Origin of the sequence: Pseudomonas sp. WS 5059, from assembly GCF_012985525.1 — a bacterium.
Classification (GTDB): domain Bacteria; phylum Pseudomonadota; class Gammaproteobacteria; order Pseudomonadales; family Pseudomonadaceae; genus Aquipseudomonas.
The window spans coordinates 43,518-57,272 of sequence record NZ_JAAQWO010000003.1; the positions used below are offsets into that span (position 1 = coordinate 43,518).

The window sequence follows — 13,755 nt, forward strand, 5'->3', positions numbered from 1 at the left end:
ACGGGTAACATAATAACGTCTCTCACAAATATCTGTCGCCGCTCATGCCTAAAACACCTCTTGCCAGCCGTCCCCACGACCACTCTCACTGCGTGCACAACGCACTGTCGGAGGCCGACGCCCTGTGCGCACGCCAAGGCCTGCGCCTGACCGCCCTGCGCCGGCGAGTGCTGGAACTGGTGTGGCAGAGCCACAAGCCGCTGGGTGCCTACGACATTCTCGGCGTGCTCAGCGAGCAGGACGGTCGCCGCGCCGCGCCGCCCACGGTGTACCGTGCGCTGGACTTCCTGCTGGAAAACGGCCTGGTGCACCGCATCGCCTCGTTGAACGCCTTTGTCGGCTGCAACCACCCGGAGCACGCGCACCAGGGCCAGTTCCTGATCTGCCGCGAGTGCCACGCCGCCATCGAGCTTGAACAAAAAAGCATCAGCGACGCGATTATCAAGAGCGCCGGCGATGTCGGCTTCCGAGTCGAAGGGCAGACCGTCGAAGTGGTTGGCATCTGCTCGGGCTGCCAGGGGGCTTGATGAGCACTGCGCTAATCCGCCTGGAACAGGTCGGCGTCACATTCGCCGACCAGAACGTGCTGGACAACATTGACCTGAGCGTCGAGCCGGGGCAGATCGTCACCCTGATCGGCCCCAACGGCGCCGGCAAGACCACCCTGGTGCGCGCCGTGCTAGGCCTGCTCAAGCCCGACAGCGGCAGCGTCTGGCGCAAGCCCAAGCTGCGCATCGGCTATATGCCGCAGAAACTGCACGTCGACCCAACCCTGCCGCTGTCGGTGCTGCGCTTCCTGCGCCTGGTGCCCGGCGTGGACCGCACCCGCGCCCTGGCCGCGCTCAAGGAAGTGGGGGCCGAGCAGGTCATCGACAGCCCGGTGCAAAGTATCTCCGGTGGCGAGATGCAGCGCGTGCTGCTAGCCCGGGCCCTGCTGCGCGAGCCCGAATTGCTGGTGCTCGATGAACCGGTGCAAGGCGTCGACGTTGCCGGCCAGGCCGAGCTCTACAGCCTGATCACCCGCCTGCGCGACCGGCATGGCTGCGGCGTGCTGATGGTGTCCCACGATCTGCACCTGGTGATGAGCACTACCGACCAGGTGGTGTGCCTCAACCGCCACGTCTGCTGCTCTGGCCACCCGGAACAGGTCAGCGGCGACCCGGCCTTCGTCGAGCTGTTCGGCAAGAATGCGCAGAGCCTGGCGATTTACCACCACCGTCACGACCATGCCCATGACCTGCATGGCGCGGTAGTTGCCGATCCGATCGCCCCTCATACCCACGTCCACGGAGATGGCTGCAAGCATGGCTGATTTTCTGCTCTACGCCCTGCTTGCAGGCTTGGCTTTGGCGCTGGTGGCGGGCCCGTTGGGCTCCTTCGTGGTCTGGCGGCGCATGGCCTACTTTGGCGACACCTTGTCCCACGCGGCCCTGCTCGGCGTGGCCCTGGGCTTTTTGCTGGACGTCAGCCCGACCATCGCGGTAACCGTCGGCTGCCTGCTGCTGGCAGTGCTGCTGGTGACCCTGCAACAGCGCCAGCCCCTGGCCTCGGACACGCTACTGGGGATCCTCGCGCCGAGTACCCTGTCCCTGGGCCTGGTGGTGCTGAGTTTTATGCACGAAGTACGTATCGACCTGATGGCCTACCTGTTCGGCGACCTGCTGGCGATCAGCCCCACGGACCTGGCCTGGATTCTCGGCGGCAGCGCGGCAGTATTGATCCTGCTCGTGGCCCTGTGGCGCCCGCTGCTGGCAATTACCGTCCACGAACAACTGGCCACCGTCGAAGGCTTGCCAGTACCCGCACTGCGCATGACCCTGATGTTGCTGATCGCCGTGGTGATCGCTGTCGCAATGAAGATTGTCGGCGTATTGTTGATCACGTCGCTGTTGATCATCCCCGCCGCAGCCGCCCAGCGTCATGCACGTTCGCCGGAACAGATGGCGGTCGGCGCCAGTTTGCTGGGGATGCTTGCCGTGTGTGGTGGCCTGGCGCTGTCCTGGTTCAAGGACACCCCGGCCGGGCCGTCGATTGTGGTCACGGCCGCCGCACTGTTTCTGCTGAGTTTTGTCCTGCCCCGTCGAGGGGTGTAGACTTGCTCGTTTTTTGCGCAATTAGAGAGTCGCAGGAATGAAGCCGTTCACCTCCCGTTATCTGCTCCTTGCCGCATTTTCCCTGCTGCTGGGCGCCTGCCAAAGCACCCCGCCCGTCGCCCCCGAGGCGCCGGACGCGCGCGCTGCGGCCATTGCACAGCTGGAACAAAACCTGGCCAGCAGTGAGCTGGCTACCGCCGAAGACCAACTGGCGGCCTTGCAGGCCCAATCGCCTGACGATCCGGCGCTGGAGCCTTATCAGCGCCAACTGGCCGAAGCCTATTTGCAGCGCAGCCAGATCGTCCTGCAAAAAGGTGATGTCAACGCCGCCGCCACTGCCTTGAGCCGCGCCCGGGCCCTGATGCCCAAGGCTCCGGCCCTGACTGGCGGGGTCAACAGCGCCATCGCCCACGCCCGCAAAGCCGAGCTGGATAAAGCCGAAGCCGCCCTTAAAGCCGCCGAAGCCAAGCCACCGGCCAAGGTCATCGACCCCGCCGCCGAGAGCACCACGGTTGCGCTGAACCTCACGGATATCCAGCAATTGCGCCATCAACTGGATGCCATCGCCACCGATGTGGTGAATTACCAGTGTGACGTGAGCATCCAGGTGCCGCGCACCGAGGATTACCCGTGGCTGAACACGCTGTTGACTAAACGAGTGAAGCGGATTGACTCAGGGTATGACCTGAAGATCCACCGGCAGATTCTCAAACACATACCGGCCCAGGTGGTGCTGATTCCGCGTAAGGCGGACTGACGCCCATCGCCGGCAAGCCGGCCCCCACAGTGCAATACATTTCAACGTGGGAGCCGGCTTGCCGGCGATGAGGCCCTGTCAAACAACCAGAAACTTAAGCCGGAACCGCCTTGGCCCTAGGCTCGCGCTCCCACACCCGATGCTGGGCAATCGCCGCAATAAACGCCTTCAACGCCTTGGCATCACCGCCCACAATCAACCCCGCATCCACCTCCAGCTTCAACACCTCCAGCAACTGCTTCGCCTCACCGGCCAAGGCAATCGCCTTCAAGTGCTTGTAGGCCTCCAGCAGGTAATGCAACGCCACGCCATCGCCGCTCAATGCCTGGATCGACTTCGCCCCACCCGGCACAAACACCGCATCGAATGCCACCGACGGCAAGCCTTCCATCGACGCGTCCACCGCCAGGCTCTTGCCATCGGCCGTGGTCACCGGCGCTGAGGTCGGCCCGAGCAACTTGGCATGGGCACCTTCTGCGGCCAGCGCCTTTTTCAGCGCGGCAATCGCGGCACCATCCACACCATTGGCGGCCAGGATCGCCACCTTGCGCGTCTTGATATTGCCCGCCAGCAAGTTGGCCTGGCTCAAGGCCGGCGAGCGCTCTGGCGCGGTCTTGCGCACCGGCACGGTGCCTTTTTTCGGTGCCGGCAGGCCCAGGTTCTGCGCCACACGCTTGGCCAGCCCGAGGTCGATATTGGCCAGGATCTCATTGACCTGGCGCGCCCGGATAAACTCACGCTCGACCTTGCCCAGCTCAAAGCTATAGGCCGCGATGATGTGTTCCTGCTCGTGCTTGCTCATGCTGTTGAAAAACAGGCGCGCCTGGGAAAAGTGATCGCCAAAGGACTCACTGCGCTCGCGGATCTTGTGCGCGTCGATACGCTCCGGGTAGGACTCGAAACCACCATCCTGCGCTGCCGGCGCAGTTTCTTTCGGCCAGCCGCCGTCGATGGAGTTCGGCTCGTACGCGGCACGGCCTTTGTCGATGGTGCTGCGGTGCATGGCATCGCGCTGGTTGTTATGCAGCGGCGTCAGCGGCTGATTGATCGGCAACTGGTGAAAGTTCGGGCCACCTAGTCGGCTGATCTGCGTATCGGTGTAGGAAAACAGGCGACCTTGCAGCAGCGGGTCATTGGAGAAATCGATACCCGGCACGATATGCCCCGGGCAGAACGCGACCTGTTCGACTTCGGCGAAGAAGTTGTCCGGGTTGCGATTGAGCACCATCTTGCCCAGCGGGGTGATGGGCACCAACTCTTCAGGGATCAGCTTGGTCGGGTCGAGAATATCGAAGTCGAACGCGTGCTCCTTATCTTCCGGAATCACCTGTACGCCCAATTCCCACTCCGGGTAATCGCCCATCTCGATCGCATCCCACAGGTCGCGACGATGGTAATCGGTATCTTTACCGGCCAGCTTTTGCGCCTCATCCCACACCAGGGAGCAGGTGCCCGCCGTCGGACGCCAGTGGAATTTGACGAAGTTGGATTGACCCTCGGCATTCACCAGGCGGAACGTGTGCACCCCAAAACCCTGCATGCTGCGTAGGCTTTTTGGAATGGCGCGGTCGGACATCGCCCAGATCACCATGTGCGCCGATTCCGGCTGCAGCGAGACAAAATCCCAGAAAGTATCGTGGGCCGAGCCGCCGGTAGGAATTTCGTTGTGCGGCTCAGGTTTTACCGCATGCACGAAGTCAGGAAACTTGATCGCGTCCTGAATGAAAAATACCGGCATGTTGTTGCCCACCAGGTCGAAGTTGCCTTCGTCGGTGAAGAACTTCACGGCAAAGCCGCGCACGTCACGCACCGTATCGCCTGAACCACGTGGGCCCTGCACCGTGGAAAAGCGCGTGAACACCGGGGTTTTACGGCCAGGGTCACGTAAAAAGCCCGCCTTGGTCAGCGCCGAATGGTTTTCATAGGTCTGGAAGTAGCCATGGGCGCCAGTGCCGCGGGCGTGCACGATGCGCTCCGGGATACGCTCGTGGTCAAAGTGCGTGATCTTTTCACGCATGATGAAATCTTCCAGCAGCGAAGGCCCGCGCGCGCCGACTTTCAACGTGTTCTGGTTATCGGAGATTTTCACCCCCTGATTAGTGCGCAGCGCCTGGCCGGTGGCGTCGGAGCGAGACTTCTCCAGGCTTTGCAGCTTGGCATTGGTGTTGCCACGGTCCAGGGTATCGGTGCCTGCAAGCTCGCTCTTGGGCGGCGTAGCGGGTTTTTTGGTACTCATCAGACAAAACTCCTCGTTTGCGTAGGCCAGAGCGGTCCCTGGCTCGTTTGAGCAAAACCCCGGGCACGGCACCCGGGAAATCGAGTTGCTTAAGTAGTGACTGACGGGATTTTTTACCGTTCCTTTTTTATGACCTTTGATCGCGTTATTGCCAAATCGCTGGTTGAATACGAAATAAATGCTAAGAAACGCTATACGGACAGGCTAAAATGCGCGCCCGGCTAACCGCTGATCCCTTTTCAATGCGCCCCACAAGGTTCGCTACGTGATCGAGTTTCATAACGTCCATAAAACCTACCGGGTCGCCGGCAAGGATATCCCCGCACTGCATCCCACCAGCCTGCGCGTCGAGAACGGCCAGGTGTTTGGCCTGATCGGCCATTCCGGCGCGGGAAAAAGTACTCTGCTGCGCCTGATCAATCGCCTCGAAGAGCCTTCGGGCGGCCAGATCCAGGTGGATGGCGAAGAAGTCACCGCCCTGGATGCCAACGGCCTGCGCCGTTTCCGGCAGCAGGTCGGGATGATCTTCCAGCACTTCAACCTGCTGGCCTCCAAGACCGTTGCCGACAACGTCGCGCTGCCGCTGACCCTGGCGGGCGAACTGTCGCGCCGCGAGATCGATGCGCGCGTGGCCGAACTGCTGGACCGGGTCGGCCTCGCCGACCACGCCAGGAAGTACCCGGCGCAACTGTCCGGCGGCCAGAAGCAGCGCGTCGGCATTGCCCGTGCCCTGGCCACCAAGCCGAAAATCCTGCTGTGCGACGAAGCCACCAGCGCCCTCGACCCACAGACCACCGCCTCGGTCCTGCAATTGCTGGCCGAGATCAACCGCGAGCTGAAGCTGACCATCGTGCTGATCACCCATGAAATGGACGTGATCCGCCGTGTCTGCGACCAGGTCGCGGTGATGGATGCCGGGGTGATTGTCGAGCAAGGCCCGGTGGCCCAGGTGTTCCTGCACCCCACGCACCCGACCACCAAGCGCTTTGTGCAAGAAGCCGAGCAGGTCGATGAAGGTGAGCAGCGCGATGTGTTCGCCCATGTGCCGGGCCGCATCGTGCGCCTGACGTTCCAGGGCGAAGCGACCTACGCGCCACTGCTGGGTACCGTCGCCCGCGAAACGGGTGTGGACTACAGCATCCTTGCCGGTCGCATCGACCACATCAAAGATACCCCTTACGGGCAACTGACCCTGGCCATCACCGGCGGTGACATGGAAGCGGCGTTCGCGCGCTTTACCGCCGCCGATGTGCACATGGAGGTCCTGCGTTAATGGACGTGCTACTGCATTACTTCGACAACGTCGACTGGGCTGATATCTGGGTGGCCACCAACGACACCCTGCTGATGCTCGGCACCTCGCTGTTTTTCACCGTGCTGGTGGGCCTGCCATTGGGCATCCTGCTGTTTCTGTTCAGCCCACGGCAGTTGCTGGAGCAGAAAACCACCTATGCCGCCCTGGCCTTCGTGGTCAACGCCATACGTTCGCTGCCGTTTATCATTCTGCTGATTGTGATGATCCCCACCACGGTGTTCCTCACCGGCACTTCGCTGGGCGTGGCCGGCGCGATTCCACCGCTGGTGGTAGGCGCTTCGACGTTCTTCGCGCGGCTGGTGGAAACCGCCCTGCGCGAGGTCGATCGCGGCATCATCGAGGCGACCCAGGCCATGGGCGCGACCACCCGGCAGATCATCACCAAGGCGCTGCTGCCCGAGGCAAAGCCGGGCATCATTGCTGCAATCACCGTGACCGCCATTGCCCTGGTGGGCTACACCGCCATGGCGGGTGTGGTGGGTGCCGGTGGGCTGGGCGACCTGGCGATCCGCTATGGCTACCAGCGTTTCCAGGATGACGTCATGGTCGTGACCGTGGTGATGTTGATTGTGCTGGTGCAGATTCTGCAAACCATCGGCGATAAGCTGGTGACCCACTATTCTCGAAAATAACGGCCATTGCCGGCCCCCGCCGGCATGCCCGAACAAGGAGCTTGTTGGATGAAAAAACTACTGGTTGCTTTCGCCGCGGTTGCCGCATTTTCCGCCCACGCCGCCGAGACCCTGACGGTCGCCGCGACCCCGGTGCCGCACGCTGAGATCCTTGAGTTCGTGAAGCCGGCCCTGGCCGCGCAAGGCGTGGACCTGAAGGTCAAGGTGTTCACCGACTACGTGCAGCCGAACGTACAAGTGGCCGAAAAACGCCTGGACGCCAACTTCTTCCAGCACCAGCCGTACCTGGATGAGTTCAACAAGGCCAAGGGCACCCACCTGGTGAGCGTCGCCGGCGTGCACCTGGAGCCGCTGGGCGCGTACTCCAGCAAGTACAAGAGCCTGGCCGAGCTGCCGAACGGCGCCAACGTGGTGATCCCCAACGACGCCACCAACGGCGGCCGCGCGCTATTGCTGCTGGCCAGCAAGGGCCTGATCACCTTGAAGAACCCGACCGATATCCTGTCGACCATCAAGGACATCACCGGCAACGAAAAAGGCCTGAAATTCCGCGAACTGGAAGCCGCCACCCTGCCGCGCGTGCTGACCCAGGTCGACCTGGCCCTGATCAACACCAACTACGCCCTGGAAGCCAAGCTGGACCCGTCCAAGGATGCCCTGGCGATCGAAGGCAACGACTCGCCTTACGTCAATATCCTGGTGACCCGCGAGGACAACAAGGATTCGGACGCGGTGCAAAAACTGGTCAAAGCCCTGCACACTCCGGAAGTGAAGAAATTCATCAACGAGAAGTACAAAGGCGCGATCCTGCCGGCGTTTGATCTGAAAGACGATCTCTGAAGCCGAGCAAAGCAAAATGTGGGAGCTGGCTTGCCTGCGTTAGCGGTGGGTCAGCAACCAAGAGGCTGGCTGACCCACCGCTATCGCAGGCAAGCCAGCTCCCACACTTGATCTGTGTTGTCAGCTCAGTTGCGCTGCAACAACCCCGGCAACTGCGCCACCAGCTTCTGGTTATTCAACGGCGCACGGATAAACCCGCGCTGGCTGCCATCCGGGCCGATCAATGCCAGGTTGCCGCTGTGGTCGACGGTGTAGTTCGGCTTGCTGGTGTCGGCCGGAATGAACGGAATGCTCACCGCATTCGAGACCTTCTGCACATCCTCCACATTCGCCCCGGTCAACCCTGCAAATTGCGGATCGAAGTAGCTCAAGTACTGCTTGAGCTGGGTCGGGGTATCGCGATGCGGGTCAACGCTGACCAGGATCACCTGCAGCTTATCCACCACGTCCTTGGGCAGCTCGCTCTTGATCTGCCGCAGTTGGGCCAGGGTGGTCGGGCAGATGTCCGGGCAGAAGGTGTAGCCAAAGAACAGCACGCTCCACTTGCCCTTCAACTCATTGACCAGCACCGGCTGGCCGTCCTGGTTGGTCATGGTCACGGGCGGCAGCTGGCGGCTTTGCGGCAGCAGGATAATGCCCGCGTCGATCAATGCCGTAGGGTCGCCCTGGCCCTTGCCAGACAGCACTTTGTTGACGGTCAGGCCCATGATCAACGCCACGACGGCCACCAGGATAAAGACAGTTTTTTGAGTTCGAGTCATAGGTTCAACAATAAGTAGTGGTCTACGAGCAGGGCGATAAATAGCAAAAACAGGTACCAGATAGAGTACTTGAAGGTATTGATCGCCGCGTGCGGCCGACTGCCACGGTACAGCACCCAGGCCCATTGCAGAAAGCGCGCACCCAGAACCAGCGCACAACCGAGGTACAACAGCCCGCTCATGTGGATCACATAGGGCATCAGGCTCACCGCCAGCAGCGCGAAGGTGTACAGCAGGATATGCACCTTGGTGTAGTGCTCGCCGTGGGTCACCGGCAGCATCGGGATATCGGCCTTGGCGTACTCCTCCTTGCGATGGATGGCCAGGGCCCAGAAGTGCGGCGGGGTCCAGGCGAAGATGATCAGCACCAGCAGCAACGGCTCGGCGCTCACATGGCCGGTGACCGCCACCCAGCCGAGCAATGGTGGCGCCGCGCCGGCCAGGCCGCCGATCACGATGTTCTGCGGTGTCGCGCGCTTGAGAAAGCCGGTGTAGATCACCGCATAGCCCAGCAGCGAGGCCAGGGTCAGCCAGGCCGCCAACGGGTTGGTAAACGCCAGCAGCAACGCCAGCCCGGCCACCGCCAGCGCCAGGGCAAACGTCAGCGCGGCAGCTGGGGAAACCCGGCCTTCAGCCAACGGCCGCTTGTGGGTGCGCGCCATCAGCGCGTCAATGCGCCGGTCCACCACATGGTTGACCGCCGCCGCGCCACCGGCACACAGGGCAATCCCCAGGTTGCCGAAGATCAGCACCGGCCACGGCACCCCGGCGCGGGTGGCGAGAAACATGCCCACCAGCGAGGTAATCAGCATCAGCACCACCACCTTGGGCTTGGTCAGCTCCAGGTAGTCACGCCAGATAGCCTGGCCGGGACGCTCGCCAATCAAGGTCGCCATGGCATCTCTCCTTTAAGGGTGATCAGACCCGACACGTGCTTGCGCGGGCTGAAGCGCCAACCGAACGGCACTTGGTGGCGGACTCGCACCAGGCTGGTACGGGCGTGGTAATTGACCAGCACCAGGGTCAGCAACAACGCTGCGCCGCCGGCGTTATGGGCGACCGCCACCGGCAGCGGCAAATGAAAGTACACATTGCTCAGGCCCAGGCCGATCTGCACGGCCAGGGCCAGCAGCAGCAGGCCCGCCAGGCGGGTCATGCCCACCGCCTTGAGCTGCCAGGCCAGGCCCAGCAGCGCCACAGTCACCACCAGCGCGCCCAGGCGATGGGTCAGGTGAATCGCCGTGCGTGCATCACTGTCCAGTTGCCCGCCCAGGTAGTTGGGGCCGATATGCTGGGTCAGGTGAAAGCCATTGGCAAAGTCCGCTGCCGGCCACCACTCACCATGACAGGTCGGCAAATCGATACAGGCCACCGCCGCATAGTTGGAACTGACCCAGCCACCGAGGGCGATCTGCACGATCACCAGCACCAGGCCGGCCGTGGCCCAATACTGCAGGCGCCGGGGCACGATCAGCGCCGGCAACACCCCGGACAAACGCAGGGTCAGCAGAAACAACAGGCTCAAGGTCGCGAAGCCACCCAGTAAATGCCCGGTGACCACCTGCGGCCACAGCTTGAGCGTCACCGTCCACATGCCAAAGGCCGCCTGGGCGAGCACCACCGCCAGCAGAAACAACGGCAGCTTCAAGGGCTGCCCCGGATGCCTGCGATGGGTCCAGGCGCGGGTGGCCAACAGCGCGATCAGCAGCCCCAGGGTGCCTGCTGCATAGCGATGGATCATCTCGTTCCAGCCCTTGTCCGCCTCCACCGGCGTGTCCGGGAAGTGCAGCTCGGCATGGGCCAACTGGGCCTCGCTTTTCGGCACGCTGATAAAGCCGTAGCAACCCGGCCAGTCCGGGCAACCGAGGCCGGCATGGGTCAGGCGCGTGTAGGCGCCCAAAAGCACCACAATCAGCGCCAGCAGGGTGGCAAACAGCGCGAGGCGAAATCCAGGTTTGGCCATGACGATGCCCTTATCCGATATTCGACAGTTTCAGCAGGTGGCGCAGGTCGTTGAGCAGATCCTTGCCCTTGACCCGCGCGTCATAGCGCAGCACCAGGTTGCCGTGGGGGTCGACGATCCACAGTTGCGCATCGCCCGGCGCGGCAGCGTTTTGCTTGAAGGTCTGCAGGTCCAGGGGCAAACGCTGCAACTGCGGATACTCGGCCTTCAACTTGGCCTCATACTCGGCGCCGACCGGCTGCGCACTGGCCAGGGCATGGCTGGCACGGGACGCATCGCGCCCCAGGCCGATCTGCAACTGGCGCGCGAGGTAGACCAGTTGCTGGCAATCGGCGGCGCAGGCCGCGGGCGCGGTGACCAGCAATTGCCAGCGGTCCTCGTCGGCCTGCACGCCGATATCGCTGCGGGTCTGGCCATTGCCGATCATTTCGCCATGATCGCTGCGGTTGTCCGGCACCCAGAACTGCCACTTGTACATCAGGGTCGCCAGCACCATCGGGCCGATCACCATCAGCAGGATCAGGATCAGTTGCCAGCGCCCCTTGCTGCGGTTGGGCGCCGCTGGCGTGTCAGACATGTTGAGTGGATTCATGGCCGCTCCCATGGTGCTTCTCCCTTGCGTTGTGCCAGCCGAGGTAGAGGTAAAGGCCCAGCAGCGCCAGCGCCATGGCGAACCACTGCACGGCATACCCCAGGTGTTTTTCCGGGCCCATGGCCACTACTGGCCACTGGGTTTCATAGGTCGCCGGGCCCGCTTCGGCCCGTAGCTCAAAGGCAAAGCCGCTGCGCTCCAGCTCGGCCCACAGCGCCTGCGGGTGCAGCGCCGTCAGCAGGCGTGGCCATTGCGCGGCGGCTGGGTCGGCGTGTAACTGGAACGTCTCGCCGGGGGCGACATACACCCAGGCGTTGATATTCAAAGGCTGGTCGGGGGTGGTGAAAGCTGGCGGCGTGCGCCGGTCCGGCCACGGCAGCCAGCCGCGATTGAGCAACAGCCACTGGCCGCTGGCCTGGTCATGAAAGGGTTGCAGCAACTCGACGCCGGCCTTGCCGTCGCGCATGCGGTTATCCAGCAGCACGCTGTGCGCGGCGTCGAACTGCCCGCGCAACTGCACGCGGCGAAAGGCCGGATCCGCCACCGTCTCCAGTTGCGCAACGCTGATGGGCTGCGCCGCCCGGCGTTCGGCGTAACTCTGGAGCAGTGCCTGTTTTTCCTGACCACGGGACAACTGCCAAAAGCCCAGGAACACCATCAGCGGTAGCAGCACCAGCACCACCAGGGTCGGGGCAATCCCGGGGCGAAAGCGTTTCATGGCGTTACCGCGAAGGTCGATGCTGTGCTGGCTATACTGAATCTCATTGCCCGCCCCTCAAAATAAGAGCCCTGGAGCCTGACCATGCTCAAAGCCTCTATCGCCCTGATGCTGATCGCTACCGTTGTGAGCCTGTTCAGTGGCTTGTTCTTCCTGGTCAAGGACGAGGGCCACTCCAATCGCCTCGTCACCGCCTTGACCGTGCGTGTAGTACTGGCCGTGATCACCCTGGCGCTGATCACCTGGGGGTTCTTCAGCGGCCAGCTGGTTTCCCACGCCCCCTGGTAAATCGCTACAGCACGTAGACGAAGAAAAACAGACCGATCCACACCACGTCGACAAAGTGCCAATACCAACTGGCCGCCTCGAAACCGAACTGGTGCTCGGCATTGAAATGCCCCTTGAGGATGCGCATCAGCATCACGAACAAAATGATCGTGCCGATGGTCACGTGGGCGCCGTGAAAGCCGGTCAGCATGAAGAACGTCGCGCCATACACCCCCGAGCCCAGCGTCAGGCCCAGTTCTTTATAGGCGTGGATATATTCCTCGGCCTGGAACCCGAGGAACGCCAACCCCAGCAACACGGTGATCGCCAGCCAGATCTTCAGCGCGCCGCGATGCCCCTTGCGCAGGGCATGGTGGGCGATGGTGATGGTCACGCTGGAACTCACCAGCAAGATGGTGTTGACCAATGGCAGGCCCCACGGGCTGATGGTGCCTTCCGGCGCCGGGAACAGCTTGGGGTCCGGGTTGTTGAGCAGCGGCCAGGCAAACTCGAAATTGGGCCACAGCATATGGGCAATGCCCTTGGAGCCTTCACCGGCCAGCCACGGCGCCGACATATGCCGCACATAGAACAGCGCGCCAAAGAACGCGATAAAAAACATCACCTCGGAAAAGATGAACCAGGTCATGCCCCAGCGGAATGAGCGGTCCATCTGCGCGCTGTACAACCCGGCACGGCTTTCCTTGATCACCGCGCCAAACCAGCCAAACATCATGTAGGCCAGCAGCAGGCTGCCGACGAAAAAGATCAGCGGGCCGTGGGATTCCGGGCGGGCCGCCTTGAGGTCGTTGAACCACACACCCAGGCCATACACGGTGATCAACAGCCCAAACGTGGCAATTATTGGCCATTTGCTTTGCGCTGGTACGTAGTACGTATCATGAGTCGACATGTATCCGTTCTCCTAATCGAGCCCGCAGGCACGCCTAGCCGCCGGTATGGACAGCCACGGGCGGTTGGCGCGCAGTGATATCGAACAGCGTGTACGCCAGGGTCAAATGCTTCACATCCTTGGGCATGTCGCGATCGACAATGAAGCGCACCGGCATCTCGATGCGCTCTCCCGGCTGCAGCACTTGCTGGGTGAAGCAAAAGCACTCGGTCTTGTGGAAGTACATCGCCGCTTCGGCCGGGGAAATACTCGGGATCGCCTGGGCGGTCATCGGCTTGTCGGTGGGGTTGAAGGCCACGAACACCATCTCGTTGACCGCACCGGGGTGGACCACGATTTCGTCGGCCCTGGAGTGGAATTCCCAGACCATATCGATGGCATTGGTCGACAGGAATTGCACCCGTATCTGACGTGACGGATCGACCACCTGCGAGCCTTCGTACTGCCCCGCAGTCTTGCCGTTGATGCCGAACGCCTTGCACATCACGTCGTAGATCGGCACCAGGGCAAAACCGAAGGCGAACATCGCCAACACCAGGATCAGCAGGCGCGTGACCAGGCGGTTGAGAGGGACGGAGTCAGCCATGGCGCCCACCTGGGCGAGCTGGCTTCGCGATGAGGCCCTCAAGCTCTGCAGGGGTCTTGAGGCCGCCATCTCGGGCAAGCCC

The 13,755-nt window shown here is 62.5% G+C and carries 16 protein-coding genes; 8 read left to right on the forward strand and 8 right to left on the reverse strand.

The features are described 5' to 3' along the window. Nucleotides 1-44: 44 nt before the first annotated feature. The 4 genes from zur to HBO12_RS09050 are packed head-to-tail and all read left to right on the forward strand — an operon-like array spanning nt 45 to nt 2,850. A complete protein-coding gene (zur, locus tag HBO12_RS09035; protein ID WP_029290345.1) occupies nt 45-527 on the forward strand; it encodes a zinc uptake transcriptional repressor Zur in 483 nt (160 codons plus the stop codon). Next, nucleotides 527-1,312 (forward strand): zinc ABC transporter ATP-binding protein ZnuC, encoded by a 786-nt coding sequence (gene znuC / locus HBO12_RS09040; protein ID WP_169954116.1) that lies wholly within the window; start codon nt 527-529, stop codon nt 1,310-1,312. Before zur ends, znuC begins: the two co-directional genes overlap by 1 nt. Then, nucleotides 1,305-2,093 (forward strand): zinc ABC transporter permease subunit ZnuB, encoded by a 789-nt coding sequence (gene znuB / locus HBO12_RS09045; protein ID WP_029290341.1) that lies wholly within the window; start codon nt 1,305-1,307, stop codon nt 2,091-2,093. Before znuC ends, znuB begins: the two co-directional genes overlap by 8 nt. Before the next feature lie 37 nt (nt 2,094-2,130). Further along, nucleotides 2,131-2,850, forward strand: coding sequence for a PA5502 family lipoprotein (locus HBO12_RS09050; RefSeq protein ID WP_170041979.1), 720 nt, complete (start codon nt 2,131-2,133; stop codon nt 2,848-2,850). Between the two features lie 94 nt (nt 2,851-2,944). Here HBO12_RS09050 and katE read toward each other — a convergent pair whose 3' ends face one another. Further along, a complete protein-coding gene (gene katE / locus HBO12_RS09055; protein WP_262376969.1) occupies nt 2,945-5,116 on the reverse strand; it encodes a catalase HPII in 2,172 nt (723 codons plus the stop codon). Between the two features lie 235 nt (nt 5,117-5,351). Here katE and HBO12_RS09060 point away from each other — a divergent pair, with 235 nt between their 5' ends. The 3 genes from HBO12_RS09060 to HBO12_RS09070 are packed head-to-tail and all read left to right on the forward strand — an operon-like array spanning nt 5,352 to nt 7,873. Beyond that, entirely contained in the window at nt 5,352-6,359 is a 1,008-nt protein-coding gene (locus HBO12_RS09060; RefSeq protein ID WP_170041980.1) for an ATP-binding cassette domain-containing protein, read from the forward strand. Next, nucleotides 6,359-7,033 (forward strand): methionine ABC transporter permease, encoded by a 675-nt coding sequence (locus HBO12_RS09065; protein ID WP_169954113.1) that lies wholly within the window; start codon nt 6,359-6,361, stop codon nt 7,031-7,033. The genes HBO12_RS09060 and HBO12_RS09065 overlap by 1 nt, the downstream gene beginning before the upstream one ends. Before the next feature lie 48 nt (nt 7,034-7,081). Continuing rightward, nucleotides 7,082-7,873: a MetQ/NlpA family ABC transporter substrate-binding protein gene (locus HBO12_RS09070; RefSeq protein WP_169954112.1), complete on the forward strand. Its 792-nt coding sequence runs from the start codon at nt 7,082-7,084 to the stop codon at nt 7,871-7,873. Between the two features lie 125 nt (nt 7,874-7,998). Here HBO12_RS09070 and HBO12_RS09075 read toward each other — a convergent pair whose 3' ends face one another. From HBO12_RS09075 to HBO12_RS09095, 5 genes are read right to left on the reverse strand one after another with little or no spacing between them, the layout of a single operon-like run. Next, complete coding sequence (locus HBO12_RS09075) at nt 7,999-8,634, reverse strand: SCO family protein (RefSeq protein WP_169954111.1); 636 nt, start codon at nt 8,632-8,634, stop codon at nt 7,999-8,001. Next, nucleotides 8,631-9,530, reverse strand: coding sequence for a heme o synthase (gene cyoE, locus HBO12_RS09080; protein WP_169954110.1), 900 nt, complete (start codon nt 9,528-9,530; stop codon nt 8,631-8,633). Before cyoE ends, HBO12_RS09075 begins: the two co-directional genes overlap by 4 nt. After that, the gene (locus tag HBO12_RS09085; protein WP_170041981.1) at nt 9,518-10,597 is read right to left on the reverse strand and encodes a COX15/CtaA family protein; all 1,080 of its coding nucleotides are present in this window, start codon (nt 10,595-10,597) and stop codon (nt 9,518-9,520) included. The genes cyoE and HBO12_RS09085 overlap by 13 nt, the downstream gene beginning before the upstream one ends. Before the next feature lie 10 nt (nt 10,598-10,607). After that, entirely contained in the window at nt 10,608-11,201 is a 594-nt protein-coding gene (locus tag HBO12_RS09090) for a hypothetical protein (RefSeq protein WP_170041982.1), read from the reverse strand. Next, nucleotides 11,167-11,907, reverse strand: a complete 741-nt coding sequence (locus tag HBO12_RS09095; protein ID WP_170041983.1) for an SURF1 family protein — start codon at nt 11,905-11,907, stop codon at nt 11,167-11,169. Before HBO12_RS09095 ends, HBO12_RS09090 begins: the two co-directional genes overlap by 35 nt. A gap of 84 nt (nt 11,908-11,991) precedes the next feature. Here HBO12_RS09095 and HBO12_RS09100 point away from each other — a divergent pair, with 84 nt between their 5' ends. Continuing rightward, entirely contained in the window at nt 11,992-12,195 is a 204-nt protein-coding gene (locus tag HBO12_RS09100) for a twin transmembrane helix small protein (protein WP_170041984.1), read from the forward strand. 4 nt (nt 12,196-12,199) lie between these two features. Here HBO12_RS09100 and HBO12_RS09105 read toward each other — a convergent pair whose 3' ends face one another. Both HBO12_RS09105 and HBO12_RS09110 read right to left on the reverse strand, forming a co-directional pair. Continuing rightward, nucleotides 12,200-13,087, reverse strand: coding sequence for a cytochrome c oxidase subunit 3 (locus HBO12_RS09105; protein WP_169954106.1), 888 nt, complete (start codon nt 13,085-13,087; stop codon nt 12,200-12,202). A gap of 34 nt (nt 13,088-13,121) precedes the next feature. Beyond that, nucleotides 13,122-13,673, reverse strand: coding sequence for a cytochrome c oxidase assembly protein (locus HBO12_RS09110; RefSeq protein WP_057439257.1), 552 nt, complete (start codon nt 13,671-13,673; stop codon nt 13,122-13,124). Between the last annotated feature and the right edge of the window lie 82 nt (nt 13,674-13,755).